The sequence below is a fragment of the Streptomyces sp. NPDC058697 genome, assembly GCF_042715345.1.
In the GTDB taxonomy this organism is placed as follows: domain Bacteria; phylum Actinomycetota; class Actinomycetes; order Streptomycetales; family Streptomycetaceae; genus Streptomyces; species Streptomyces liliifuscus.
On the sequence record NZ_JBHXSU010000010.1, the window covers coordinates 279,437 to 302,626 of the forward strand.

General features: G+C 67.7%; 21 protein-coding genes and 2 pseudogenes. 14 read left to right on the top strand and 9 right to left on the bottom strand.

Features of this window, described 5'->3' with window-relative positions:
• Nucleotides 1-38 precede the first annotated feature (38 nt).
• From ACFWXQ_RS24960 to ACFWXQ_RS24970, 3 genes are read left to right on the top strand one after another with little or no spacing between them, the layout of a single operon-like run.
• A complete protein-coding gene (locus ACFWXQ_RS24960; RefSeq protein WP_383953888.1) occupies nt 39-947 on the top strand; it encodes a radical SAM protein in 909 nt (302 codons plus the stop codon).
• Nucleotides 944-2,071 carry a methyltransferase domain-containing protein gene (locus tag ACFWXQ_RS24965; RefSeq protein WP_386269179.1) on the top strand — a complete coding sequence of 376 codons (1,128 nt, stop codon included), beginning with the start codon at nt 944-946 and terminating at the stop codon, nt 2,069-2,071. The genes ACFWXQ_RS24960 and ACFWXQ_RS24965 overlap by 4 nt, the downstream gene beginning before the upstream one ends.
• 59 nt (nt 2,072-2,130) lie before the next feature.
• Entirely contained in the window at nt 2,131-2,514 is a 384-nt protein-coding gene (locus ACFWXQ_RS24970; protein WP_383957482.1) for a hypothetical protein, read from the top strand.
• A gap of 158 nt (nt 2,515-2,672) precedes the next feature.
• On the opposite strand, the gene ACFWXQ_RS24975 is transcribed toward ACFWXQ_RS24970, so the two are convergent.
• A complete protein-coding gene (locus ACFWXQ_RS24975; RefSeq protein WP_386269181.1) occupies nt 2,673-3,341 on the bottom strand; it encodes a restriction endonuclease in 669 nt (222 codons plus the stop codon).
• 636 nt (nt 3,342-3,977) lie between these two features.
• Here ACFWXQ_RS24975 and ACFWXQ_RS24980 point away from each other — a divergent pair.
• The gene (locus ACFWXQ_RS24980) at nt 3,978-4,601 is read left to right on the top strand and encodes a hypothetical protein (RefSeq protein WP_383955538.1); all 624 of its coding nucleotides are present in this window, start codon (nt 3,978-3,980) and stop codon (nt 4,599-4,601) included.
• Nucleotides 4,602-4,626: 25 nt separating this feature from the next.
• On the opposite strand, the gene ACFWXQ_RS24985 is transcribed toward ACFWXQ_RS24980, so the two are convergent.
• Entirely contained in the window at nt 4,627-5,328 is a 702-nt protein-coding gene (locus ACFWXQ_RS24985; protein WP_383955541.1) for an NUDIX hydrolase, read from the bottom strand.
• An 85-nt stretch (nt 5,329-5,413) separates the two neighbouring features.
• Between ACFWXQ_RS24985 and ACFWXQ_RS24990 the strand changes: the two are divergent.
• Both ACFWXQ_RS24990 and ACFWXQ_RS24995 read left to right on the top strand, forming a co-directional pair.
• A pseudogene (locus ACFWXQ_RS24990) lies at nt 5,414-5,782 on the top strand (transposase); the annotation flags it as partial.
• A complete protein-coding gene (locus tag ACFWXQ_RS24995) occupies nt 5,770-6,108 on the top strand; it encodes a transposase (RefSeq protein ID WP_383955557.1) in 339 nt (112 codons plus the stop codon). The pseudogene ACFWXQ_RS24990 and the gene ACFWXQ_RS24995, both read left to right, overlap by 13 nt.
• On the opposite strand, the gene ACFWXQ_RS25000 is transcribed toward ACFWXQ_RS24995, so the two are convergent.
• The 3 genes and pseudogenes from ACFWXQ_RS25000 to ACFWXQ_RS25010 form a co-directional block, all read right to left on the bottom strand.
• A complete protein-coding gene (locus ACFWXQ_RS25000) occupies nt 6,064-6,495 on the bottom strand; it encodes a hypothetical protein (protein ID WP_383955543.1) in 432 nt (143 codons plus the stop codon). The two genes, ACFWXQ_RS24995 and ACFWXQ_RS25000, sit on opposite strands and share 45 nt — an antisense overlap.
• Nucleotides 6,496-6,537: 42 nt before the next feature.
• Entirely contained in the window at nt 6,538-7,656 is a 1,119-nt protein-coding gene (locus tag ACFWXQ_RS25005; RefSeq protein WP_383955546.1) for an ISL3 family transposase, read from the bottom strand.
• 253 nt (nt 7,657-7,909) lie between these two features.
• Nucleotides 7,910-8,140, bottom strand: a pseudogene (locus ACFWXQ_RS25010) (ISL3 family transposase); the annotation flags it as partial.
• 252 nt (nt 8,141-8,392) lie between these two features.
• On the opposite strand from ACFWXQ_RS25010, the gene ACFWXQ_RS25015 reads away from it, so the two are divergent.
• Nucleotides 8,393-8,650, top strand: a complete 258-nt coding sequence (locus ACFWXQ_RS25015) for a hypothetical protein (protein ID WP_383955549.1) — start codon at nt 8,393-8,395, stop codon at nt 8,648-8,650.
• A 243-nt stretch (nt 8,651-8,893) separates the two neighbouring features.
• Here the strand turns inward: ACFWXQ_RS25015 and ACFWXQ_RS25020 are convergent, their stop codons facing one another.
• Nucleotides 8,894-9,343: a hypothetical protein gene (locus ACFWXQ_RS25020; RefSeq protein WP_383955552.1), complete on the bottom strand. Its 450-nt coding sequence runs from the start codon at nt 9,341-9,343 to the stop codon at nt 8,894-8,896.
• Between the two features lie 270 nt (nt 9,344-9,613).
• Between ACFWXQ_RS25020 and ACFWXQ_RS25025 the strand changes: the two genes are divergently transcribed.
• Nucleotides 9,614-10,318 (top strand): HNH endonuclease family protein, encoded by a 705-nt coding sequence (locus tag ACFWXQ_RS25025; RefSeq protein ID WP_383955554.1) that lies wholly within the window; start codon nt 9,614-9,616, stop codon nt 10,316-10,318.
• 109 nt (nt 10,319-10,427) lie between these two features.
• Here the strand turns inward: ACFWXQ_RS25025 and ACFWXQ_RS25030 are convergent, their stop codons facing one another.
• Both ACFWXQ_RS25030 and ACFWXQ_RS25035 read right to left on the bottom strand, forming a co-directional pair.
• Nucleotides 10,428-11,582 carry a response regulator transcription factor gene (locus ACFWXQ_RS25030; protein ID WP_383957471.1) on the bottom strand — a complete coding sequence of 385 codons (1,155 nt, stop codon included), beginning with the start codon at nt 11,580-11,582 and terminating at the stop codon, nt 10,428-10,430.
• A gap of 292 nt (nt 11,583-11,874) precedes the next feature.
• Nucleotides 11,875-12,138: a hypothetical protein gene (locus ACFWXQ_RS25035; protein WP_383953626.1), complete on the bottom strand. Its 264-nt coding sequence runs from the start codon at nt 12,136-12,138 to the stop codon at nt 11,875-11,877.
• A gap of 498 nt (nt 12,139-12,636) precedes the next feature.
• On the opposite strand from ACFWXQ_RS25035, the gene ACFWXQ_RS25040 reads away from it, so the two are divergent.
• From ACFWXQ_RS25040 to ACFWXQ_RS25060, 5 genes are all read left to right on the top strand, one after another.
• Entirely contained in the window at nt 12,637-13,467 is an 831-nt protein-coding gene (locus tag ACFWXQ_RS25040) for a transglutaminase domain-containing protein (RefSeq protein ID WP_383953628.1), read from the top strand.
• 865 nt (nt 13,468-14,332) lie between these two features.
• Nucleotides 14,333-15,235 carry a hypothetical protein gene (locus tag ACFWXQ_RS25045; protein WP_383953630.1) on the top strand — a complete coding sequence of 301 codons (903 nt, stop codon included), beginning with the start codon at nt 14,333-14,335 and terminating at the stop codon, nt 15,233-15,235.
• Nucleotides 15,236-16,210: 975 nt separating this feature from the next.
• Entirely contained in the window at nt 16,211-17,002 is a 792-nt protein-coding gene (locus ACFWXQ_RS25050) for an inositol monophosphatase family protein (protein WP_383953632.1), read from the top strand.
• A gap of 470 nt (nt 17,003-17,472) precedes the next feature.
• Entirely contained in the window at nt 17,473-18,072 is a 600-nt protein-coding gene (locus tag ACFWXQ_RS25055; RefSeq protein WP_383953636.1) for an RNA polymerase sigma factor, read from the top strand.
• A gap of 1,147 nt (nt 18,073-19,219) precedes the next feature.
• Complete coding sequence (locus ACFWXQ_RS25060) at nt 19,220-19,771, top strand: hypothetical protein (RefSeq protein WP_383953638.1); 552 nt, start codon at nt 19,220-19,222, stop codon at nt 19,769-19,771.
• Nucleotides 19,772-19,806: 35 nt separating this feature from the next.
• Here ACFWXQ_RS25060 and ACFWXQ_RS25065 read toward each other — a convergent pair whose 3' ends face one another.
• Nucleotides 19,807-20,595 (bottom strand): class I SAM-dependent methyltransferase, encoded by a 789-nt coding sequence (locus ACFWXQ_RS25065; protein ID WP_383953640.1) that lies wholly within the window; start codon nt 20,593-20,595, stop codon nt 19,807-19,809.
• Nucleotides 20,596-21,228: 633 nt separating this feature from the next.
• On the opposite strand from ACFWXQ_RS25065, the gene ACFWXQ_RS25070 reads away from it, so the two are divergent.
• Complete coding sequence (locus tag ACFWXQ_RS25070; protein ID WP_383953642.1) at nt 21,229-23,091, top strand: hypothetical protein; 1,863 nt, start codon at nt 21,229-21,231, stop codon at nt 23,089-23,091.
• The last annotated feature ends 99 nt before the right edge of the window (nt 23,092-23,190 follow it).

A 23,190-nucleotide genomic window follows, 5' to 3' on the forward strand; every position in this document is an offset into this window, starting at 1 on the left:
GGGCAGCACAACGATCACCAGCCATCGAAGGGACAGCCATGAGCATTCCCACCCTTGCCGAAACGCGCCCGTCGCCCGCTGTCGGCATCCTCTCCGTCGAATGCGAGCTCACGGCCCGCTGCCAGCTCCAGTGCACGCACTGCTGCACGCTCTCCGGTCCGAAGGCCAGCACCGGCACCATGACGCACGACGACTGGCTGAAGGCCACCCGTTCCATCGCCGGCCTCGGGATCCCGGGCATCCAGTTCATCGGCGGTGAGCCCACGCTGTACCCCAGGCTCATCGAGCTGATCGAGTACTCCCGCTGGCACGGCCTGACCGTCGAGGTGTACTCGAACCTCGCGCACATCCGCGGCGCGCTGTGGGAGACCTTGGAGCAGGACGGCGTACGCCTGGCCACCAGCTACTACAGCGACGATCCCGCGCAGCACGACGAGATCACAGGCGTATCCGCCAGCTACGCCCGCACCCGCGCCAACATCGTTGAAGCCGTGCGCAGGGGTATCCCGCTGCGCGCCGGGATCGTGCGCGTCCTCGAAGACCAGCGCGCAGAGGAGGCCGAGGCTGAGCTGCGGCAGTTGGGTGTTCAGCAGATCCAAGTCGACCGCGCGCGCAAGGTCGGACGCGCCGCGGACCAGGCGGTGAGTATCCCGAGTGTGAGCGAGCTGTGCGGGCACTGCTTCCACCAGCGCGTGGCCATCTCGCCGGACGGCGAGGTGTACGGCTGCATCCTGTCCCGCTTCCTGCCCACCGGAAACGTCAAGACCGAGCCTCTGGACGCAATCCTGGCCGGGCGCCGCTGGAGGGAGGCACGTACCGCCGTCCCGGCACGGGTCGGGCAGGGCTGCACGCCGGACGACTCCGGCGACTGCGATCCAGCCAACACTCCGGCATGCGACCCTGCATACGACCTTGCTCCGCCGCCCGCCCTGGGAGTCTCCGAGTGAACTGGACCGCCCACGCCGCACACCTCGCCGACAGGGTCACCCACCCGGGCTCACGATGGGCCGGCCCGGTGGCAGGCATCCCGCGGCATGAGTTCGTGCCGCGATGGTGGCACCGCGGCACTGAAGGCTGGACCCTCAATGAGGGAGAGGCCGACCATCAGCGGTGGCTCGATGCCGCGTACGGCGACCGCTCACTGATCACCAGCGTCGGCCCTCTTCACGCCGATCACGCTGAGCAGGATGACCACCCCGTCGGCCTGCCGACATCGTCGAGCACGCTGCCGAGTCTGCTCGTGCGTATGTTCCAGCACGCCCGCCTCGGCAACCGCGACGAACTGCTCGACGTCGGCACCGGCTCCGGCTACGGGACGGCCCTCGCCTGCCGCCGCCTCGGTGACCTCCAGGTCACCAGCATCGATGTCGACCCGTATCTCGTCGACGCCGCCCGCGCGCGCCTGGAGCACATCAAGCTGCGCCCCAGTCTCGCGACGCTGGACGCCACCGGCGAACTGCCCGGCGCCTACGACCGCATCGTGGCCACCGTCGGAGTCCGGCCGGTGCCCGCCGGCTGGCTCGCCGCGCTCAGGCCCGGTGGCCGGCTGGTGACGACGATCGGCGGTACGTCGCTCATCGTCACAGCGGAGAAGCAGCAGGACGGCAGTGCCGTCGGCCGGGTCGAGTGGGACCGCGCCGGATTCATGCGCACCCGGCACGGCGCCGACTACCCGCCGGGGCCGCGGGAGATCCTTGCCGCGGCGCGCGAGCAGGACGGCGAGGAGGTCACCACCGGCCCGTATCCGGTTGTCGACGTCGAGCAGGCGTGGGACCTGGCGTCGATGCTCGACATCACGGTGCCGGGCATCCTGTACGGCTACGCGGAAGACGCCGGGCTACGCACGGCGTGGCTCGCCCACCCGGACGGCTCCTGGGCCCGCGCCACCGCCGTGGGCGCCAACCCGCCTACGGTTCACCAGTCGGGGAGCCGTCGCCTGTGGGACGCCCTCGACGAGCTCCGCGCCTACTGGCTCCAGCACGGCGAGCTCCCTGTGCGCGGAGCCAGCGTCCTGATCACACCGGACGGCAGGACGAGGCTCGCGCGCGGTGCGTGGAGGGCAGAGCTGTAAGCACTTCACACACCGTGTGCGCCTGGGGACTGTCTTTTTGATCCGTCCGTGAGATCGTCGTGCTCGTGATCGAGTCTTGGGTGATCAACGACGACAGCCCTGTCCCTGTGTCGTCTGCGGTAGTGCTGGAGGCTCTTCGGTCGAGGATCGACGGCGGGCAGTTTGAGACGTGGCTGACCAGTTCGTCCGGACGGTCGCTGGCCTTCGTGACGAATACCGAGCGCGCGATGGTGATGCTGCTCGCAGAAGAAGGCGATCCCGGCGAGCACGCCGTGGACCCCGGAGTTGAGGGGTCGAGCGACGGGTTCGTCCTCTCCGACGGGCAGGGCGACGAGTACCCGGATGAGGACACCGTCCCCATCCGCGAGGCGTTCAGGCTCGTGGAGCACATCGTTGGTACGGGGTCTTGGCCTGCGGACGCGCGTTGGGTGGTCGATCGCTGACAGCGGTCTATCGCCGGGCTCAAATGAGGATCGTGGCGAGGCGGAGTGCGGCCTGGCGGGCGACGTCGAGCTTGTCGGTTCGCAGTGGGCGGTGCTTCTGTGGCTCAGCGTCGCGGAGAGCAGTCATGCAGGGCGATGAGACTGCGCCCAACGCTTCGTCAGGACAGGGCCGGGAGCCGGCGCGGTGGGGGCGCTGCTCGCAGCAGTTCCCACAGCGGCCGCGAACCCGTCGCCCACATGCCGAGCAGGTGGCGGTCGACCAGGTGCAGCTGCTGCGTCTTCGCGAAGTCCTGGCCGGGCTTCGTGACCCGTCCGTTCGTCACCAGGACCACCACGTCCGCGTGGTGGACCGGGCGGGCTGTGCCGTTGAGTGCCTGCAGGTCCGGAGTTCCCACCGCCGGGCCGCGGTCCCCGTCGCGGCGGTGCTTGCACTGGATCACCCAGCGGCGCCCGAACGGGTCCGTCGCTTTCACGTCGGCGCCCAGATCACCGCCCCCGCCGACCTGCACCGCGTCCCGGCAGCCGTCCCGGCGCAGCAGCTCGCGCACCGCGTGCTCGAACTCCCGGTGATGCAGAGCATCCAGCTGCCCCAGCGCGTAGCGCAGACCACGCGCCTGCACCTGCGCCCACCGCGCCCGCTGCCGACGCTGATACACCCACCCGGCACCCGCCAGAGCCGCGAGCATCACCACAGTGATGAGCACCCACCAGTGGGCCAGCAGCCAGTTGACCACTGTCACGACCAGCCCGATGACGGTGACCCCCGCCCCCAGAACCATCAACAGCTGCTCGTCCGCCTGCCCCTGACGCCTGCCGCTGCGCCGCATCCGCCGCCTCGACGGCGCCCGCCGACGCGTCACCGGGCACCGCCGGAGGCCCACGGAATCGGGTACGACACCGTGGGCTGCGGCCGCTTCACCTGCGTCGTGCTGTTCTCGGACGTGATCGGATACTGCACCGTCGTAGGCGGCTGAGGATTCCTGCCGTTGCCCCCGCCCGTGCCGCCGGTGCCGTTGTTCATCCCGATGGCCGCCAGTGCGACCGTGGCTAATATCGCCGCGTCCCGGCGCGCTCCGGGAGCCCAGCGGAAATACCCGCGCACCGGTGTCCCGTCGGAGCGCTCGTACTTGTTGACCCAAGGCACGGTGTCCCCGCTTCGTCGTGGTGTCCTTGCGCAACTGCTCATCCTCGCAGCCTGCACTGACACTCGGTCAGAGAAGCATCACTCCACGTGATCACGCGATGCCGGAACAGGACAGGTCAGAGCCCTTGCTGCTTGCGGTGGGGCCGGGTTGCGCCGCACGCCTGGGTTTCATTTGGCGGTGCTGGCTCCGGGAGGCTTGGCGCACGTTTTGACGTCGTTGTTCCGAACGCCCCCGGTCGGACACACCCGGCCCACCAAGGCGCCATGTCCTTGACGAAGGACACAGAGCCCCCCGCGGCGTGGAACTAGGCTCTCTGTCGTGTCCCTTCCAGCCCCGCCATCACCCGCACCCGACGCCACCGTCTTCCGCTTCGGGATGCGGCAGTTGCGTACTGGACTGCCGGGCTCGGTTTTCCTGTTGTCCCTTGGCATGCTTCCCCTGGTGATCGGCACGGTGCAAGGAGGCCAGCGCACCGGGAGCTGGATCCTGGGGGGCGTGTGGCTACTCCTACTGGGAGGGCTGGCGCTACAGATTGCCCGGACGCTGTGGGTGGGGCGCAGTGCCCGGCTCGTCCTTGAGGCATACGGGGCGTGGTGGTGGCACAGCCGGGAGCAATACGCGGTCATTCCATGGGCGTCACTGGCCGGAGTCGGCGTGTACTGGGCATCCAAGGGCGATACCAAGAACGGCCGGAAGATCATGAGCCTGGAGCTCTGCCCGTTCGATGACGTACCCCCCTCCGATCCGCTGCTGGCGTCGCTGATGGTGCCGGCGGAAGCTCTGCGCCGGGGCCTTCCGGAACATCGCTACCGCCTCACCATCCCAATGCCCGCCAGCCGCCGGGACCTTGCCGCGGCGGCACAAGCCCGGGCTCCGCACTTGTGGTTTGGCGAGCACGAGCGGCCATACGACTACCTGAGGCGCCTGCGACATGTCGGCTGAGGTCTGGCCGGGCTTGGCTTGAGTCTTAACCTCGCCGTGGATCCGGGGAGGGGCCAGAGCCCGATTCGCGTGTGAGTAGGGCGAGGTAGGCGTCCAGGGATTGAATGTGTCCCGGGAGGACCTCCCGGAGGTTCCACCAGCGGATGGCCGCGATCTCCTCGGTGGCCTGGAAGTCCCGAATATCGGTGGTACAGCCTGCGAACAATGCCGCGTAATCAGCTCGCTGGTCCGACGCGAGTACAAAGCCCGCGTACCCGATGAACCGTAACGGTCCGTCGGGTACCTGACCGCTCTCCTCCAGTAACTCGCGCGCGGCAGCCAGACGAGGGGATTCACCTTCGTCCATGTGGCCACCGGGCAATTCGCAGCCCAGGTGGAATCGATCGAAGACCATGAGGACACTGTCGGCGTGCCAGAGGGCGATCAACGCCGCCGGCAGCGGCGCGTCACACGGTGGCTCTCCGTCGGCCCCGCGTGCGAAGGAGACCAAGGTATTGCCGTGATCGTCGACTGCGAAGGGTGGGACTTTCAAGTGGGGCACCTCGCTATGATTCCCAGGCCACCGGCGGGAACGCGGCGCGACCGTGATGCGATCGCCGCCCGGGGCGGGGCGCACGCGGCCCGGCTGAGAGTGTCCCAGTCGAGCGCCTTCCTGGGCCTGGCGTTCAGCTCGGCACCTGCGGCGTCCAGGTCCTCGCAGCGGGCGCCTGCCGAGAAGATCAGGCACCGGCCACGGTCAGGCCGCCCTAACTGGCTCTAACAAAAGTGGTGTGATCATGTGACTGTTGGCTTGCTCGCTCGTTGATTGAGTCATGGGGAAGCGTCAGTCGCGGCCGTGGATCGTGTCGGACGAACTGTGGTCGCTCGTTGAGCCGTTGCTGCCCGAGCCGCCCCCGAAGCAGGTCGAGGGCAGACCTCGAGTGCCCGATCGCCAGGCCTTGTGCGGGATCTTGTTTGTCCTGCACACCGGCATCCAGTGGGAGTATCTGCCCCAGGAGCTGGGCTTCGGCTCGGGCATGACCTGTTGGCGCCGCCTGGCGGCCTGGAACGAGGCCGGCGTGTGCGACCAACTGCACCAGTTGCTGCTGAACAAGCTGCGGTCGAAGAACCAGCTGGACTGGTCGCGGGCGGTGATCGACTCCTCCAAGTCCGGCTCGCCTGCCCGGACATCACCCGGGCCTGCGACCTCGCTCGGGCGTTCGCCGACACGGTCCGTCACCAGCGGGGATACCCGCTGCTGGAGTGGATCCGGGAGGCCGAGCAGGACGCACCGAAGCCCATGAAGGGCTTCGCTGGCTTCCTCCGCCAGGACCTCGACGCAGTGACCGCTGGCCTGACCCTGCCCTGGAGCTCTGGAGTCGTCGAAGGACACGTGAACCGGGTGAAGACACTCAAGCGGGCTATGTACGGCCGAGCCTCGTTCGCAAGGCTCTGTCCGCAGTTGCGTGATCTGGCCTGGTCGTCAAGATTTGAGTGGCGGTACGGGCCAGGGATGTCCATCTGGTGAGCTGTTTGCTGGCCTCCCGGCCATCACGTAGTCGTGATATTCGCCCTGGACCACACCGGCGTTGACCCACCTTCCGAGTGCTGCTCCTGTGACGTCTTCGGCGGCTGTGAGGGCGCCGAGCGGGGCGTCGCGAGTCGCGACAAGGCGGCCGAACTCCTCCTCCTCGTCGTCAGTGTCAAGGGGAGGGAACTCGACCAGGTCGAAGAACGTCTCGTGACCGACATCTTCCAGGGTATGCAGGAAGACCTCGTAGTGGGTCTTGGTCGGTCTGACCTCGACGTAGCGGATGCCGGGACGCTCGGGTGAACCGGCAGGACCGAGGAACTGCTCGACCGGTCGGCCCCGTTTCAGGGCCCCAACAGCGAAAGACTCTGTCAGATAGCGCACGTGAGAAGCGTAGAGGGCCGCGGAGACCGTCGGCTTGACGACTCATGGCTGGGTGAGAATGCGGGTGCGGAGGAGTTCGAAGGACGCCCGGCCGTACATGGCCCTCTTGAGCGTTTTCACCCGGTTCACGTGGCCCTCGACGACGCCGGAACTCCACGGGAGGGTGAGGCCGGCGGTGACGGCGTCGAAGTCCTGGCGGAGGAAGCCGGCGAAGCCCTGCATCGGCTTCGGGGCGTCCTGTTCGGCCTGGCGGATCCACTCCAGGAGCAGGAATCCATGTCGGTGACGGACGAGGTCGGCGAACGTGCGGGCGAGGTCGCAGGCGCGGGTGATGTCCGGGCAGGCGAGCCGGACTTCCAGCAGTCGCTTGTCCTGGCTTTCTGTGAGGGTGTCACGGGGCCGCATGATCCATGAGGTGATCTTCCGCGGGCTGGGGATGTCGGCCCGGACGGGTTCGGCGGTGCCCGCCCGGAGGGCGGCGAGGTGCTTGCGGACGACCTGGCGGCTGCCCCGGTAGCCGCGTTCGCGGATCTCCTGGAACAGGCGGGTGCCACTGACCTGGCCCTGGGTCTCGGTGAAGCGAGTGTTGAGGTATGCCTTGAACGGCTCCAGCACGCCGTTGGGACGGCGGTCGCGTGCGGACGCCAGCAGTTCGCCGAGGTTAGTGTCGCGGAAACGGCGCACGGTCTTGCGGTCGAGGTTCAGCCTTCGACCGATGGCGCTGATCGTCCAGCCCTTCTCCACCAGGCGGTGGATGTCCTCGAATCGGTGCCGGGTCCGCTCGATGATCTGGGTGCGGGGCAGTTCCGGCAGGAGCAGTTCCATCGGGACCGGTTCCGGCACGCTTGGCTCCACCTCCTGCTCGGCGTGTTTGCGCAGGCAGTTGCGGTGCTGGTGACAGGTCTTCTCCACCGCGGCGGACAGGTTCTGAAGCAAATGCCACCGATCCGCGACTTCCAGGGCGTCGGGAGCAGCCTCCTTGAGCGCCTTCGTATAGGCGGTGGCCCGGTCCCTGCAGATGATCTCCGCACCGGGATGCTCCTTGAGCCAGGCCGCGAAGGTCTCCGAGGTGCGGTCGGGCAGCACGTCCACGACCCGGCCGGCCTCGACGTCGACCAGCACGGTGCCGTAGGTGCAACCCCTTGCGGAAGGCGAACTCATCCACCCCCAGCACCCGAGGGGCCTGGCCTTGAACCGGCGGCGCCGTCAGCAGCCTGAGCAGCCGGGTCCGGCCCGCGGCCAGCCGCAGGCGTCGGCACAGCCTGGCGGCAGGACAGCCGCCCATCTCAACCGCGATCGACGCAAGCAACCCCGTCAGCCCGGTGCTTGATCGGCGGTGTCGCTCGGTCAGGCCCGGCACCTGTTCGGGCGAACGACTTCTCTTCCTGGAGCACCTCTTCCGGTCGCAGAAGTACCTGCGCACCCGGAGCCGGACCACAACCGGCCGCGAGCCCAACGGCCTTTCATCCAGGGCGCGTTGGTATGAGCTGTGCACGCGTCTCGCCTGCTTCCGGCAATCCGGGCACCGGCCCTGCCGACCGGTGGCCACCGCCTCGACCACCAGGGCACCGGCGGAGTCGCTGACGCGCTCCACTCGCACATCGATCCCAGGAAACAGCACAGCCTCGACCGCCTTGCTCGCCATGCCGGGACATACTCTGCCGAAACGATCCGTCGCTCACGCCGCTGACCTGGGGGTTCACGGAACTGCGGACAGAACCATTTTCAGAGAGCCCCCATCAGGGGCGGGCCGTGACTGGCCGCGGTCGGGGTTTTGGAGGGAGTGGAAGGAGGCTGCCCGACTCGCGGTGAGCCTTCGGTCCATGATCACTCGCCTCAGAGCAGCTCCCGGCCAAAGTTGCTCCGTCTATCACGTGGGCATCCTAGGGTCGTGGCCATGACTGCTCACCTGTCACCTGATGATCACTTTGCCGACCGAGAGGCCTTCAGCGTCTTTCTGGCGCGGTTCCGCGCGGACCATGTGGAGAACGGCGCGGACTGGGAGAACGGGACGCTGGACAGCTTCCTGGAGGCTCTGGAAGCGTGGGTATCGGATTCCCCTGGGTGGTACTCCAACCATGGGCAGGATTTGCCGCCCACAGGAGACTGGGACTTCTTCGCGCGAGCACTGAGAGCCGCCCGGAACTACGAGTGACGCCGTGTCCCCTACGTGCCCGAAGGGGAGGCGAGCAACAGGGAACCTCGGGGAACAGCGGAGCACCGACCGGAAACGCACAGATCAGCGTCTCGCCAGGTCAGCCCGGGGTCCGCATGCGCGATCATGGTCGGGGGTGACCCACCGGCGAGTACGCCGCGGAATGGGACCACGCTCATGAGGTGCGCACCGCCGGTTGGATGCTGGTGGCCCGAGCCATCGGAGCCACCAGCTCCGTGAACGTCAGTCTTCCGGTGGCGGCAGCGCGGTGGTGTGCCGTACCGGAATTTGGAGGGACTTCTCTTGTCTACCGTTCAGGTTGGTGCACGTTGCGGTCCACCGGACGGTAGTGCTGTCGCCCACGGTGCCTCGCCCGAACAGAGTGATCGCAGGCAGAGGCTCCGAAGCGTGCGCACGCAGGTCCACCGGTGGGAACCGGATGGAAAGGCCCTCTGCGGGCCGAAGGATCTCGGGCAGCTCGATCACAGGCTGGCGGCTCGCATGGGCCGTACCCACCAGAGCGGCCATACTCGGGGGCACCCGTAGCGAAGAACCCAACGACATCGGGTTCTTCTTGCCATAGGCGGGCGGAGGCTCGGGCCAGGGCATCACGAAATGATTGGACACGGCGCTGTTGCGCGCGACGTTCATGATGGGGATCTGACCCGGACACAAAGTCACGGTGACCTGCACTTGATGAAGCATCAGGTCCGTTTGGTTGTCGATACGGAGCAGCAAGGGCGTTGCCCGCGACGAAATGTTCGCCGACCATCAGCCAGAACGACTCGCGGCAGGCGGCGAAAATCCGCCGCTGAGGACGGGAACCCGCCTCCGTGGTTGGTCAGGACCCGCACGTACACCGCTGCACGACCGTGGTGTGCCTTACCGTCCTGGCGGGTGAAAGGGGGGCCGCGTGCCGGGCGGGTCGTGTGCGCAGCCCGATACGAAGATCACCAACTGTTGGTGATCTTCGAAGGGATCCGTCGTGCGCCTCACCCGCCCCGCCCGTACTGCTGTCGCCTCGCTCTGCGTGGTGGCCGCGCTGTTCGCCTCCACGACAACGCCCAGGCCGCTCCGGCCGCGCCCGGCGACACCGTGACCCTGCCGGTCCGCGACGCCCTGCAGGCGCTGCCCGTCCAGGAGGAGAGCCGGGCCGGCTACACCCGCGACAAGTTCAGGCACTGGAACGCCGGCCGGCTCGCCGACGGCTGCGATACAAGGGCGGAGGTCCTCAAGTCCGAGGCGGTCACCGCTCCGGAGGAGGAGGCGAAGTGTGTGCTGACCGGCGGCCTCTGGTACAGCGCCTACGACGACCTGTACCTCGACAGTGCCCACAAGCTGGACGTCGACCACCTCGTGCCGCTCGCCGAGGCGTGGGACAGCGGAGCGTCCGGGTGGAGTGCGAAGGAGCGCGAGGCCTACGCCAACGATCAGGACGACCCGCGTGCCCTGATCGCGGTGTCCGCGTCCAGCAACAGGGCCAAGTCGGACAAGGGCCCCGGCAACTGGCTGCCGACGTTCGAGGGCTACCGGTGCCAGTACGTCACCGACTGGGTCGCGGACAAGACCCGCTATGGGCTGTCCGTCGACGTGAGTGAGGAAGCCGCGCTCTCTCAGACGCTGAGCCGCTGCCCCAACGAGCCGGTCACCGTCACCCTCGCCCGGTAGCGACGACGCTGGGGGCGTGCCGCAATGCGAAAGCCCCGGCTGGACGGGGGAGGCCAGCCGGGGCGGTATGTGGTGATCTGCGGGGCCGGTCGCCTCTCGACGAAAGGCTCTATGGGGCTTCAGCCGGACGATCGTCCCCATGGGCTTGAGGTGAGGCGCGGGCACGCTGTCCCCCTCTGCAGCCGCATCCAGATGAACGGTCAACTGTCCCTGGATGTTCCGCCGTACTGGGTTTTATGGGGTGTGGAGGGTGTGGGTGTGGCTGTAGCCGGCGGGTGTGGGGGTGTGCTGGGGGGCGGGTGCGGTGGGTGTGGTGGGGGAGCGGTAGAGGTATCCGATGCCGCGGACGGAGACGATGGATGCGCCGCCTGCGGGGGTGGTGTCGAGTTTGCTGCGTAGCCGGGAGATGGTGAATTTGACCCGGCTGTGTGCGGAGGGGGGCGGGGGTGTCCCAGCCGGCCTGGAGGAGTGTGGTGAAGTGCTGGACGGTGCCTGCGCGGCGTACGAGGTGGTCAAGGATGCGGAACTCGGTGGTGGACAGGGGCAGGAGGGAGCCCGCGGCCCATGCCTGGTGCTGCGGGGAGTCCAGGCGTAGCAGGCCGTCGTCGTAGATGTCGTCGTGCCGGCGTTCGGCGGCCCGGTAGCGGTGCAGGACCCGCTCGATGCGGGCGATGATCTCGCGGGGTTGGCAGGGTTTGGTGATGTAGTCGTCCGCGCCGCTGGTGAGCCCGACGACCGCGTCGACGGTGTCGTTGCGGGCGGTCAGGAAGATGACGGGAACATCGCTGACCGTGCGCAGCCGGCGCAGGACTTCGAATCCGTCGGTGTCGGGCAGCATCACGTCCAGCAGGACGAGATCGGGGCGCTGGAGGTAGGCGCTGCGCAGACCGGCGCGTCCGGTGCCCTCGGCCAGGACCGTGTAGCCGAAGCGGGTGAGGACAGCTTGCAGTGCGACGCGAATCGCATCGTCGTCCTCGACGATCAGCAGCCGTGTCGGGCGGGCGGGTCCCACACCGGGGCGGGCGGGGCCGGCCGGCTGCGTGCGGGGCGTCTGGCTCACCGCCGGTGAGGGGACGGCGCCGATCTCGGTGGCCGGGACGTGCTGGTCGAGCAGGTACTGGGTGGTCATGAGGTGGCAGGCGGAGCAGAGCCGGAAGAGCACCCCGCGCACCGACAGCGTGTGCTCGGCCGGCCGGGTGCAGCGCCGGCCCGCCAGTCGGACGGTGCAGGGCCCGCCGCCCCGGGCGGCTTCGCGTGCGCGCATCCGCCGCCCCGCCGAGCGGCAGGTGCTCGAGCAGTACTGCCTGGGGCGCCCCGCCCTGCGTGCCGCGGGCAGCGCCCGGCCGCAGGCACGGCACGCGTCGGCCGGTGCGGACACGAGCAGTTCCCCCCTTCTTCCTTCTTCTCGGTGGAGCACGAAACGCATTTCGTGCTCCGGGCCGGGAACGACCGGACGCCGGATTCCTTGGCTGTCGCCTGCGGATGCTGTTACCTGGAAGCAGGACGCCTGAAACGGGAGGAAGGCCCGGCCGCCGGGAAGCGGCCGGACCCCGGTGTCACGGCCGCTCGGGCTTGCCGGCATCGACGACTGTGCCACCCACCGCAGCGAGGGCCCTCGCCGTAACGGCGAGGGCCTGTGCGTCAGTCAGGATCGCGACCGCCTCCACCACACCGAGCACGGTACGCACCCCTTCCCACCACACCTGCCGTGAAGCACCCACCAACGGCCACCACCTCCGCGACGGCCGGGACGCCGCCGGCACGGGCCGCTGCCCCACCGCCTCGCCTTCCCCGTCGTCCGTGCACGGGTCCTCGCGCATCGGGATCCTCCTCTCGACGGCGCTCGCGACCTTCGCGGGCCGTCGCGACACGCACGCGCGGTCGAGCTGCGAGAGGTGTCGCCCGGTGCGTTTTCGACCCGGTGCTGTGGGGTGGTGCGCTGTCCACCGTCGCGTGCCGGGCGAGGGGCGGCAAGCACACGCAATCAACGTAGTTCCAGCACCGTCGAGGTCCGCGTGCTCGCATCGCCGAGACCTGCGGGCCGGCAGGCCGGGGGATGACGGCGCCGGATCGCCACCGCGGAATGCCTCCCGCTCTGCCGCGGGGGATGACGTCTGCGGGCAGTGCGCCTGCGGTATGGGCCCAGACGGTGAATCACCCAGTGACTGGGTGGGTGGGAAGCAGGAACGTGTGACGGTGAGTTCGGGGAGTGCTGGTGGGGGATCAGCCGCAGAATTGTCGCTGAGTTCCGGCGATGCCGGGAATGAACTGGCCGGAGCAGGTCTGGGTGTCAGTCCCGGCCCCTACGATGCCCGCTTATGACCGATGACGCGCTCAACTACGCTCAGCCGGGGCCGTTCACGAGCCTGGACGGGACGCAACTGCAGCTCATCGAGGGGATGCCCAACACCCCTGTGGGCATCTGTGCCGCTGTGCAGCAGCTGGTGATCCAGCCCGGGGACGCCGCGGCGTCAGGGATCCCTGAGAGCCGGATCGCGGAGAAGAACATCCGGCGGGCCAGCGAACTGGTCACCGCGCTGACCGCCCTTGAACCCGTACCTTTGCATCACGCCCGGACGCCCGAGAAGCGTGTGATCGGCACCTGCCGGCACTTCGCCACCCTTGCCTGCGCGGTCCTGCGGGCGCGAGGTTTCACCGCCAGGGCCCGATGCGGTTTCGCCACCTATTTCCAGGAGGGACGCGGTGTCGATCACTGGATCACCGAGTACTGGGACGGTGGCCAGGCCCGCTGGGTGCGCATCGACACCGAGATCCTCGGCAGGGGAAACGTGGACCGTCCGCAGGACCTCGCGCGCGGCGAGTTCTTGTCCGGGGGTGAGGCATGGGTTCACTACCGCAATGGTTTGATCGATCCGGACACGTTCGGGGTGAGCGGCACTGATCACGCCTGGGGGTGGGCCGAGATCAGCGGCAATGCCGTCCGCGACCTGGCCGCGCTCTGCAAGCAGGAGACGCTGCCCTGGGACGAGTGGGGCCGCATGACCGCGGCGTACGAAGGCAGGACAGGGCCGGAGTACGACCAGCTGATCGATGTGGTGGCCGATACCTGCGCCAAGGACGACCCACCGGCTCTGATGCGTCTGTTCGCCCACCAGGATCTGGCCGTTCCCCAGCACATGCTCGGGTGAGCAAGGACGGGGGACCGGACATCGAGCTGGTCGACGACCACGTCGCCTCCTGCATGCGCGGCCGCCCGCGGTTCTTGTGACTTGGCCTTCATGCCGCCTGCGGGCCGGCGGGAACGCCCTGCACCGCGAGGCCGTGGCGTTGGTGTAGCCCGCCGGTGTTCCCGAGACCGCCAGCGTGCTGCGTATCTGCGACGTCTCGGTGCGGATGCACCCATCGCACGGAGCACCGAGAGACGAACTGCTCCCGGCGTGACGCCCAGTTGCGACGAAGAGCGAGCGTCTCCGGGGCCGGCCGGCCCCTTCCGCAGAAGGGTGGCGGCCCGGATCGTACAGCGGACGGGACCGCACTCCGATCGCCGTACGCGCCGCGGAGGATATGCGCCGCACCTGCATGGCTGGAGCCTGTACGGATTCAAGCGGGTATGACCTGCGGCCGTGAGCACGGTCGGCCGGTATGGGCGGAGCGGCGTGCCGCGCAGGCGATCCAACCCTGACAGTGTCCACGCACCCGGAAAGTGTGCTGTGTCTCCAGCTGAATCAAACATTCCTGTTTCCGGATACGGAATCCGGATGTAGTGGCATCGAGGACTTTGTGGTGTGAGCGGCATGGGCTGATGGTCATGCAGAACGCTTTCTGCATTACGGATAGATTTATGCATCAAGATGTCACAGGCTGAAAATGAGGCGCCTTGTAGCGTTGGCGGGGGCGCGTGCGGCTGTGGTGAGCGCCTGTCGTTGCGCTGCTAGCATGCGTCCTTCGGCACCCCGTTCACCCTTGCGCGTGAACTCGTGTTTATCGGGAACCGATTGACCTCTCCGACTGTGCTTTTGTGTAGGACTTCACCGGCAGGCGGAAAGGAATTGCATGCGTCATACTTCTAAATTCAGGCTGGCGATCACTGTCATTGTCGGTCTTCTGAGCGGTGCATCGACGTCGTTCGGCGTCATCGCCGCAGGCGACCGGGAACTGAACCTTGCTTTCCTCGCGCTCGGGGCGCTGGCCGCAGCAGCCGCGGCCGGGCTGACATTCCTTGTCCAGGGACATCAGCCGCCGGTCTCTCCGGCCGCGCTGTCCGCCGGCAAGCGCGCCGATGTGGTCTTCCAGGCCGGTGTCCGGCCGGTTGCGGAGAGTCTGGCGGCCCTCGCGTCCATGTCCACTCCTGACGCTGACCTGCGTGGAAAGATCAATCGCAGCCTGATCGAGATCGCCGCCCACCTGGTGGAGGACGGCCCCTCCGTCGCCAGTTTCTATGCCCTGGAAAAAGATCCGGACAAGGCAGGGGCGGAGCGGCTCGCCAAGCGGGCAATCTCACGTGAATCCGTCGAAATGCCTGATCACTACAAGGCTGACAAAGCCGCAGGGTCATACCTCCTCGATATTGCAACCGGCACGAAGGACCGCTATGTCGAAAAGATTGAAGAAGATCCTGAGCGGTGGCGTATCAACCTTGCCGACGGCTATGTGACGGCACTCTTCGTGCCCGTTCGTGCGGGGGAGGAGCCGAAAGGGATCCTGATTGTCCAGGCTGCCGCGATCGGAGCCATCGCGGACTCCGAGGAGAGGAAGAAGTACAGCGCAATCGCACATTTGATCGGTGCGAGCCAGGCTACGGCGGATCTGACGGCATATGTCAGGAGCCTACCCGCCCAGGCCAATGGTTCTGGTCAAGATCCACAGGCAGTGAACGGTACACCCGCGAACGGACGTGATCCGCAAAATATTCCCGGGCCGGATAGTGGTTCCACTCCTGACGGGGAAAGGAACTAGATACAGTGGAGAAAACTGGGCGGGCGAATCACGGGGGGAATCCGGTGAGTGATCGCGAGACTGTCATCGTGGGATCAGGGAAACACTGGCTGAACGGCAAAGAGTCGAGCGAGAAGTACTTTGATCGCGCACAGCGAGATGCCGCAATCCAGTCCTCCTCGCTGGGTTACCGTCTCCTGGACCGCCTCTACTGCCTGGTCGAAGGGCGCCTGCGGCGACGGTAGACCGGGCACGCGAAGGGCCGGCAGCAGGTTCTCGCTGTCGTGGGTGTAGACAACGGCGGCCCCGTGCGACGTGCTGCAGGCCCGCGCTTCGATGTCCTGTCCGCCCCGCAGACGCGGTTGCCCACCATGCTGGGCGCGGTCCTGGGCGGTAGCAGGATGCCGTTCAAAGCCCTGCTTCGTCAGGGGGTGCGGCGGGGTGAAACCCTCGAGCCCCGCGGTTGGGCTGCGGGCAGTCACCGGGAGCCGCGGACGTCTTCGGCGCGGCCTGCCGCAGGCCGTTGCAGGGGGCTTCCCGCGTGCCTGCCCAGGGGTGCCGGGCAGGCGGGCCCATTGCAGGTCCTCCCAAGCCCACGGGGCAGCAGGGGCTCAGGTCCGGTTCACGCCCGGACCTGAGCTGTCGCCGGCCGTCCTCGCCCTGCCCGGAACTCAAGGAAGGCGGGCGACTGGCTCAACGACTATCGCTGACACCGTCCAAGGCTCCCGTCGACCGAGCCGCCTCAGCCCACGGACCACTGTTCGGCGCGGGCCGAGTGGCGGCGGGAAGGGAGGAATCGGTGCCGGTCTTCGCAGCACCCGGGCTCCTCGTCGTGCAGAGCACGACCACGATCCCGAGGCAATCAATGAGAGGTTCTCAAACCTCGGTTCCGGCAGAGGTCTTGGGGGCGGAACGTAGCAGCGCGTTCGATTGCGAGCATGGGGATGGGTCTGGCAGAAGAAGGTCTGAGCCTCGGCCGCCGATATCCTGCGTGGCATGGTCGACTCGTATGCGGGCCTTGACGATGTCGGGGTCGCGGTGGCCGCGGCCCGTGCCGGTGCGGATGTAGCGCGCAACCTGTACGGCCGGCGGCTCGCCCGCATCGACAAGGGCGCCGGGGACTTTTCGACCGCCGCCGATGCCGACGCCGAGGAGATGATCCTCAGTGTCATCCACGCTGCTCGGCCCGATGACGGTGTGCTTGGCGAAGAAGGCGGACAGCAGGGTGCCGCAGGGGCCGCGCGCCAGTGGCTGGTGGATCCCCTGTGCGGCACGCTGAACTACGCCGTCGGTAACATGCTCGTGGCCGTCAACGTGGCGCTGCGCAGCGGTGCGGCCGCAGTGGCCGACCCGTTCAGCGGCGAGGTCTTCTTCACCGATGGTGAGACGGCCTGGGTACGACACACGGGCGCCGATGCCCAGCTGGCGCCCACGTCTGCCACGCAACTCGTGGATGTCAATCTGGATCCGCCGTTCCCCGGCGCGCCCGGCTTCCGGGCTGTGAACTTGCTGGCCCAGGACCGATTCGTGGAGCGGTTCCGGCCCCGGGTTGTGTCTACGACTCTGGCATTGGCCTGGGTCGCTGCCGGCAAGCGCGCCGCATACGTCACGGATGGCGGCGACCTGTCTGGGAGCGTGCATTTCGCTGCCGGCATCGCTCTGTGCCAGGCAGCCGGCTGCGTAGTGACCGGGATCGACGGCGCCCCGATCGGACAGGCAGGCCGCGGACTTGTCGTGGCCGCCGACGGCGAAACCCACCAGCTGCTCATGTCGATGATCCACAGCTGAAGCTGCGCAACAGACAGAGCGGTTGTGGAGCGGTCGCCGAGGGTTACTGAAGCAGGAGCATCTTGCGGAGCAGTTCGGATCGGGCTCGCCGCCAGACGCCTGCCTCGTTCGTGGGAGGAACTGGCTTTCCTGCGGCTGTTGTTGAGGGAGAGTCACGCTGGGCCGGGGTTCGTGCACTACTGAGTGGTGGAGGACGCCGGAGTTGCTGGCGTACGAGGACCCCAGGAGATGACCTGTGGAGATAGCGGTGGTTGCGCCGGTGGCCTTGGGGCTGTGTGGTGGGGCGGCGCGTGTCGGCTACCTGTGGATCCGTGCCCGGGCTGCGGTACGGCTGGCTGAGATAGACGAGGAGGCACTCAGCACCCAGCTGCAGGTACTGCCGCCGGGGAGCCGGATCTCCAAGCGCCGGCCTGGGCAGAGCGAGACCGTGGTCCAGATCGGTGGCCCGACCGGCAGCCAGGGGGGCCTCGGTGGATAACGACACGCGGCCTCCTGCTGTGACAGCCGCACCGGTCGTTCTTGCCCCGCCACGGCAGACGGCGGGAGCGGCCGCTCCCACCACGCTGTACCCGTCTGCGGGCACCAGATCGCGGGCGGCTTTCGCGCACTGCTACCAGCAGCAGCTGACGCCGGTCATCCGTTTCATCATGCGCAACGGCGCGAGCCCTCACGAAGCCGCCGACATCGCGCAGTCCACCTTCGTCCTGGCCTACGAAGCCTGGGATGCCATAGAACACGCACCCGCATGGCTGCGCCGGGTCGCCTACCGCCAACTGCTCAAGGTGCGCCGGGCCAAGGAGCATCCCTGTGCCACGCTCCCGGATCTGCCGGGCGGCAGATGCCCGATGGCTGCGGTGGAACTCGGCGAGCAGGAAGCCCGCGTGTATGAGGCCCTGAGCTGGTTGCCGACCCGTCAGCGGGAGGTCATGGCATGGACGTTCGACGGCTTCAGCCCTGCCGAGATAGCCCAGGAACTGTCGATAGAGCCCGCTGCGGTACGCCAGAGCCTTGCCCGGGCCCGGCAGAACTTGAAACGCGCGCTCGGCATCTCGAAAGGCGGTGCACGATGACATCCCCCTTTGACGGTTACGACCCGGACGGTCCGGCGGATGACGCCGCCCTGGATGCTCTGCTCTTCGCAGCGGACGACGCGGTGCTTGACACACTCAATTCCGCTACGGATCTCGATGAGGGGTGCGCGAGGATCTTCGCTGCATCCGTCACCCCTGACCAGGCGCCGGTCCCGTATTTCCTGCGCATCCCCACAAGCCCACCCCCCAGCCAGCCGCCCTCCCTGGTCGAGGCCGCTTCTCGGCTGCCGGCACATGGACCGGGAGCAGACCCACGCAGCAAGGCGGCCGGTCCGGTGGACGCTTCGGCCCAGCACGAGCGGGCCCGCATCGACGAGGTGAGCGCCACACGTCAGCGACGGAGATAGCGTGGGCGCCCATCGGTCCGAGTCGGGGGGCACCCTGAATGCGAGCAGCGTACGGGCGCTCTGGCGCGTGGTCGGGCTGCCCTTCTAGTACCGCTGCTGGTCTGGACGACCACCCCAGCCATTGCAGCTGCCGTGCTTGCCCACTCGGGGTCGACACCGAGTCGGGCGAGGACGGCGGCAGTGATGACGACGATGATGGTAGTGGTCCCGCCGGGTGCGGTCGGCGGCGAACCGTGTGGCCGGGTCAGCACAGAATCTCCGCCCTGCGGGTGCGGGCTCATGACCGGGGCACACCACGGCGAAGATGCCTGCAGACTTCACGCGAGGATTCGGACTGTGCAGCATCACTGCAAGGTGTGGGTCAACTTCCGACGGCCGCACAGCTGTTGAGCCCTCCGCAAGCTGCTGTTCGTCGCGCGCATCGGGTCATGGGGCCGGGCGCGGAAAAGCGGGAGCCGTATGGCCAAGAGCCACGGCCGCAAGAACCGGGCAAGAACAAGAGCCGCCACCAGGGTGCCGTGTACTCCGCCGCCGACGCGGGAACCCCTCCAACACCACGGCAGCGGCCCTCCAACGAGGATCTTCAGACGGTCTACCTCAGCCGTTGGTTGGATTGGAGGGTAGGGAGTGCCATGGGCTTGGTGTGATGTCAGCGGGCATGGGGAGGCGCCGAAGCGAAGTGGCCGGGGCAGGATGTTCACGAGTTTCGGCGGCGCCGGCCTGCCTCATGGGCCGGCTGCGTCGTACGCGGCGGTCTGTCGTACGTTCGAGGGCATGACATGCATCCGGGAATTCCGGTGGGTGAGCCAGTGAGCGGCTGGTGGGCCTGTCTCGAGGAGCGGACTCGCCGGGAGGTCGACGCCGAAGTGCTGCGGGATCGCCGACTGCTGGCGGTCAGGTCTGTTTGGGATGCCTTGCGCCCGTTGGGATTGGGTTTGCACGAGGCGGAGCGGGTGGTCCATTCGCGATACGAGGCTCTCGCCGGCCAGGTGCAGCGCACGCCGCCCGATCCGCTAGACGTCCCCTCACTCGCTGCCCGTGCGGCAGCTCTTCCGGGCCGTGTGGCTGCGATCGAGGCTCTGTGGGACGGCGACACCGTGCACGACTGGTTTGTGGTGCTGGTAGCGGTCCTGGAGTGTCCGGACGGGGAAGGCCACTTGGCGACTGTCTACCACCGCTCTGACGACTCGTCTGCGCGGACTGCCGCCGCCGAGGCCGGGCAGGCGCTGGCCGACCACCTGGGCGTGCCGTTCCACTTCGCCTCTCCGGAGATTCCTGACGACCAGGCCCCGCGTTGGCGGGCAGTCACGCGGCCGGCGGAAGGGTCGTGACCGAGTCGTTGGGACGATCGTGCGTCTCGCCTGTCTTACAGGTCGGCCACGAGAAGCCGGTAGCCGACATCGAGGGCGTCGCGGTCGAGCAGGTCGGCATGGCGTTGGTGCCACCGGCCGGAGGACAGGTCCTCGGACAGCCGGGCCAGACCCGGCTGGATGACTTCGTCGCTGGTCTGGGCGAACACCGAGATACCGGCCCGGACCTGCGGATCGAGGTATGCCTCGGGCCGGCGCCAGAAGGCGGCGAGGAATCCGTCTGAGCAGTCGTGCGGGATGGGGACGGTCTCGGTGCGGGCGCCTCCCAACAGTGTGACCAGGCGGTCGACCGCGACCGCTCGTGTGTCGTCGACTGCGGCTGCCTCGGGCAGGTACTCGTCCAGCAGCCAGAACCTGCGGCTGATGTCGGGGTCGAAGGTGAAGATGACGATTCGTTGCCGGGCGATGCGGCGGAGTTCCCCGATGCCGGCTTCCAGGTCGCTCCAGTGGTGCACGGTCAGGAGGGCCATCACCGCTTCGGCTGTGTCGTCCGCGAGAGGGATCGACTCTGCGGATGCTTCCAGAGCGGGCGCGGATCCGGCCGGACGCTGAGCGATCATCACTGAGCTGGGTTCAACAGCCAGCACCGTGTGCGACGGTTCGTAGGATCCGGTGCCGGCTCCCACGTTGATCACGGTGGCGGCACCACCGAGGGCTTGATGGATCATGGCGGCGATTCTGGGGTCCGGTCGCCGGGTGTCAGCGTAGGTCGCACCGATGTTGTTGTAAGTCGCCACACCACGCAGTATGCGCTTCCCACTGGCGCCGGGAAGAGCTCGCAGCATTGTCCGTTCTCATCGATATCGTCGAGACGCTTGATCGCCAACTGTTGCCTGAAACCGTCGACAGCGCTGCCCGATTCAGGGCTCTGGCTCTCGTTGTGTGGAGCGTGACGCTGCGTGCCCGAGCCCTACATGGCGAAGCCGGAGGCAGTCAGCGTAGGGCGCTCGTGAACACGGTGCGGTTGGCGGTTGTGTGGTCGTGCTCGCGTCTGGACCAGGTGATCCGGGCAAGGACCTGTTGTGACTGAGGGGTTCGCAGTTGGTGTGGTGGGTGGGGTGTGAGCTGTGGTGTTGATGATTTTTTGAGAAGAGGGAAGGGTGCTTCTGGGGTCCCTCCGGCGGTGGTGACGAGGCTTCTGAGTTGTGGTTGTTGGGGTTCTGTTGACAATGGCGGTGTGGCGTTGGGGATGGTTTCTTGTACCTAATGGACTGGTGCGTGTTCGTGCTGGTCAGGGGCTTGCTGTTTGGTTGGGATGGCCGGTCGCTGGCGGGTGGGGCTGGGGAGTAAGTCGGTCATCGAGGCCGCGAGGGCGGGGGTGGCTGTGGAACGATCAGGGTGTAGTCCGGCGCGTCCTTGGGACGGTCAGCGTTCCGGTCGGGGCGCTGGCCTGGGCCGGCCGATAGGGGGTGGCACCGGTGCCGCAGGAGCGTGAGGCTCCTCTGGAGCGGTTGTCCGGGCAACTCTCCGGCCCGGTCGACCTTGATCGGCGGGAGCGGGTTCTGGGTCGCCTGCGCCGGTTCGGCTCCGGGCCCGCGGGCTGGTACGCCGATATCTGCACCCTGCTGGATGAGGATCTGCCGCTGCGTTCGACAGGGATGCTGGTCTCGCACTTGTTCCGGGAACTGGAGAGCGCCCTCCGCGATGTCCTCCTGCCCGATGCCATCCGGAACGATCCGACCAGGGACCAACGGCACCTGTTCGAAGTGAAGGGTGTGTTGGACTGGCTGGGCGTCCCTACCGACAGCCCCGCGGGCGTTGTCTGGCTGGCAGAGGCGACGAAACTGCACGCTTACGCGCACCGGGTCCGTATGGAACAGACGCTGATGGACGCAGAGGTCCGTGTGCGCCTGGCCGCACTGGAGGACATGCTCGATGTGGTGCTCGACCGCTTCGAGACCCGCTACGTCACCGTGCTGCAGCGTCTGGAGACCCTGGCTGCCGTCCGCGAGCCGGGCAAGGCCCATGTGAAGCTGCTTCTGAATGCCTTCCCCCAGGACTACTTGACCCAGGAACGCTTCTTTGGACTGCTGAACGCTCCCCGGTGGCTGCCGCACCTGCGCGAGCACGGATTCTTCAGTACGCCACCGGCATCGGAAACCGACGACGAAGCGCGCACGGTGGTCTTTCCCGCCTGGCCAGCCTCAACGTATCTGGTGCGGATGGCCAGCGTTGCCCCGGCAGACGTGGCAGCAATCGCCGAGCAGATCCCCTCGACGGATAACCCGCGGGTCAACCTCGATCTTGCGGAGGTGGCACTCCTGCTGCCCCCCGCGGACGCGGCGCGTCTGGTGCCGCGGGCGGTGGAAGCGATCCGTGGCCCCTACCTGATCGCTCCGGACCGGTTACGCCCAACTCGCACAGTCCGCTGCGCCCAGGGCGGCCACACCGAGCAGGCTCTGGCGGTGATGACCGCACTTTTGCAGGCCGTACAGCACGGCGGCCGGATCGACGACTACGATCTCCAGGAGATCCTCCGTACGCATAACGTCGACTTGGCCCGTCACCTGGGGACGGCCGGGTTGGAGGTGCTGGCCGACAGCCTGGCCAGCGCGCTTCTGGCCACCGGAATGGCCCCGGAACGCGCCGGCGGAGAAGACTTGTCTACCGTGTGGTACCCGGCGCTGGACCCGGGCCATGGGGGAATGCGCTCCGATGACCGCGCACTGCTCACGGAGGCGGTCCGCGACACGGCAGACCAACTGGCGGCCACACACATCCACCCTGTCCTGTCCGTTCTGGAGTCCCAGCCGTGGCTGGTCTTCCGCAGGCTGCGCCTGCATATTCTCCAGCGTCATGGTGCCAGCGCCCCGGACGTGGTGGAGAGTGTCCTGACGGACTCCGATCAGATCGCCGCCTCCCGGTCACAACGTGAGTGGGCACTCTTGGCCCGCGCCCACGCCAGTTCGCTGATGCCTCCCGTGCTCGAACGGGTGCTGGCCATCATCGACGCCGGGCCGGACACCGAACGGTTCGTGGAGCGGTTCCGTGGCACTTCCGCTGGTGCGGAGCCGCCGGAGCAGTACGTCGAGCAGTGGGCGGGCGCCTGGCAGCGAGACCGCTATGCCGCACTGGCCGATGTCCTGCCCGAACAGCAGCTGCGGCGCTACCGAGAGTTGTGCGAAAGCCTCGGTCCGGCACCGTCGTTGGACACGCTTCCCGAGCCCCTGGCCTGGTCGGCGGCCGAAGAGGATGGCTCGCCGGAGAACTTGGCCGCGATGACTGCCACCGATCTCATCAGCCATGCCCGGCAGTGTGAGGTCTCATCAATGTTGCGGTAGCCGTGTGGCTGTGACCTGTGATCCCGCAGATGCGCTGAGACAGTCTTGAGGGGCGGTTCGGAGGAGAGAAGCACACCTGAACTGTGTTCCTGCAAGATG

What these genes read in the sequence shown, in the direction of transcription:
- ACFWXQ_RS25015 (WP_383955549.1), top strand. Translation starts at nt 8,393, where the DNA reads ATGACTGCTCACCTGTCACCTGATGATCACTTTGCCGACCGAGAGGCC.
- ACFWXQ_RS25035 (WP_383953626.1), bottom strand. Translation starts at nt 12,138, where the DNA reads ATGCGCGAGGACCCGTGCACGGACGACGGGGAAGGCGAGGCGGTGGGG.
- ACFWXQ_RS25065 (WP_383953640.1), bottom strand. Translation starts at nt 20,595, where the DNA reads ATGCTGCGAGCTCTTCCCGGCGCCAGTGGGAAGCGCATACTGCGTGGT.
- ACFWXQ_RS24975 (WP_386269181.1), bottom strand. Translation starts at nt 3,341, where the DNA reads ATGCGGCGCAGCGGCAGGCGTCAGGGGCAGGCGGACGAGCAGCTGTTG.
- ACFWXQ_RS25050 (WP_383953632.1), top strand. Translation starts at nt 16,211, where the DNA reads ATGGTCGACTCGTATGCGGGCCTTGACGATGTCGGGGTCGCGGTGGCC.
- ACFWXQ_RS25030 (WP_383957471.1), bottom strand. Translation starts at nt 11,582, where the DNA reads ATGCGCGCACGCGAAGCCGCCCGGGGCGGCGGGCCCTGCACCGTCCGA.
- ACFWXQ_RS25045 (WP_383953630.1), top strand. Translation starts at nt 14,333, where the DNA reads ATGCGTCATACTTCTAAATTCAGGCTGGCGATCACTGTCATTGTCGGT.
- ACFWXQ_RS25040 (WP_383953628.1), top strand. Translation starts at nt 12,637, where the DNA reads ATGACCGATGACGCGCTCAACTACGCTCAGCCGGGGCCGTTCACGAGC.
- ACFWXQ_RS25005 (WP_383955546.1), bottom strand. Translation starts at nt 7,656, where the DNA reads ATGAGTTCGCCTTCCGCAAGGGGTTGCACCTACGGCACCGTGCTGGTC.
- ACFWXQ_RS24960 (WP_383953888.1), top strand. Translation starts at nt 39, where the DNA reads ATGAGCATTCCCACCCTTGCCGAAACGCGCCCGTCGCCCGCTGTCGGC.
- ACFWXQ_RS25060 (WP_383953638.1), top strand. Translation starts at nt 19,220, where the DNA reads ATGCATCCGGGAATTCCGGTGGGTGAGCCAGTGAGCGGCTGGTGGGCC.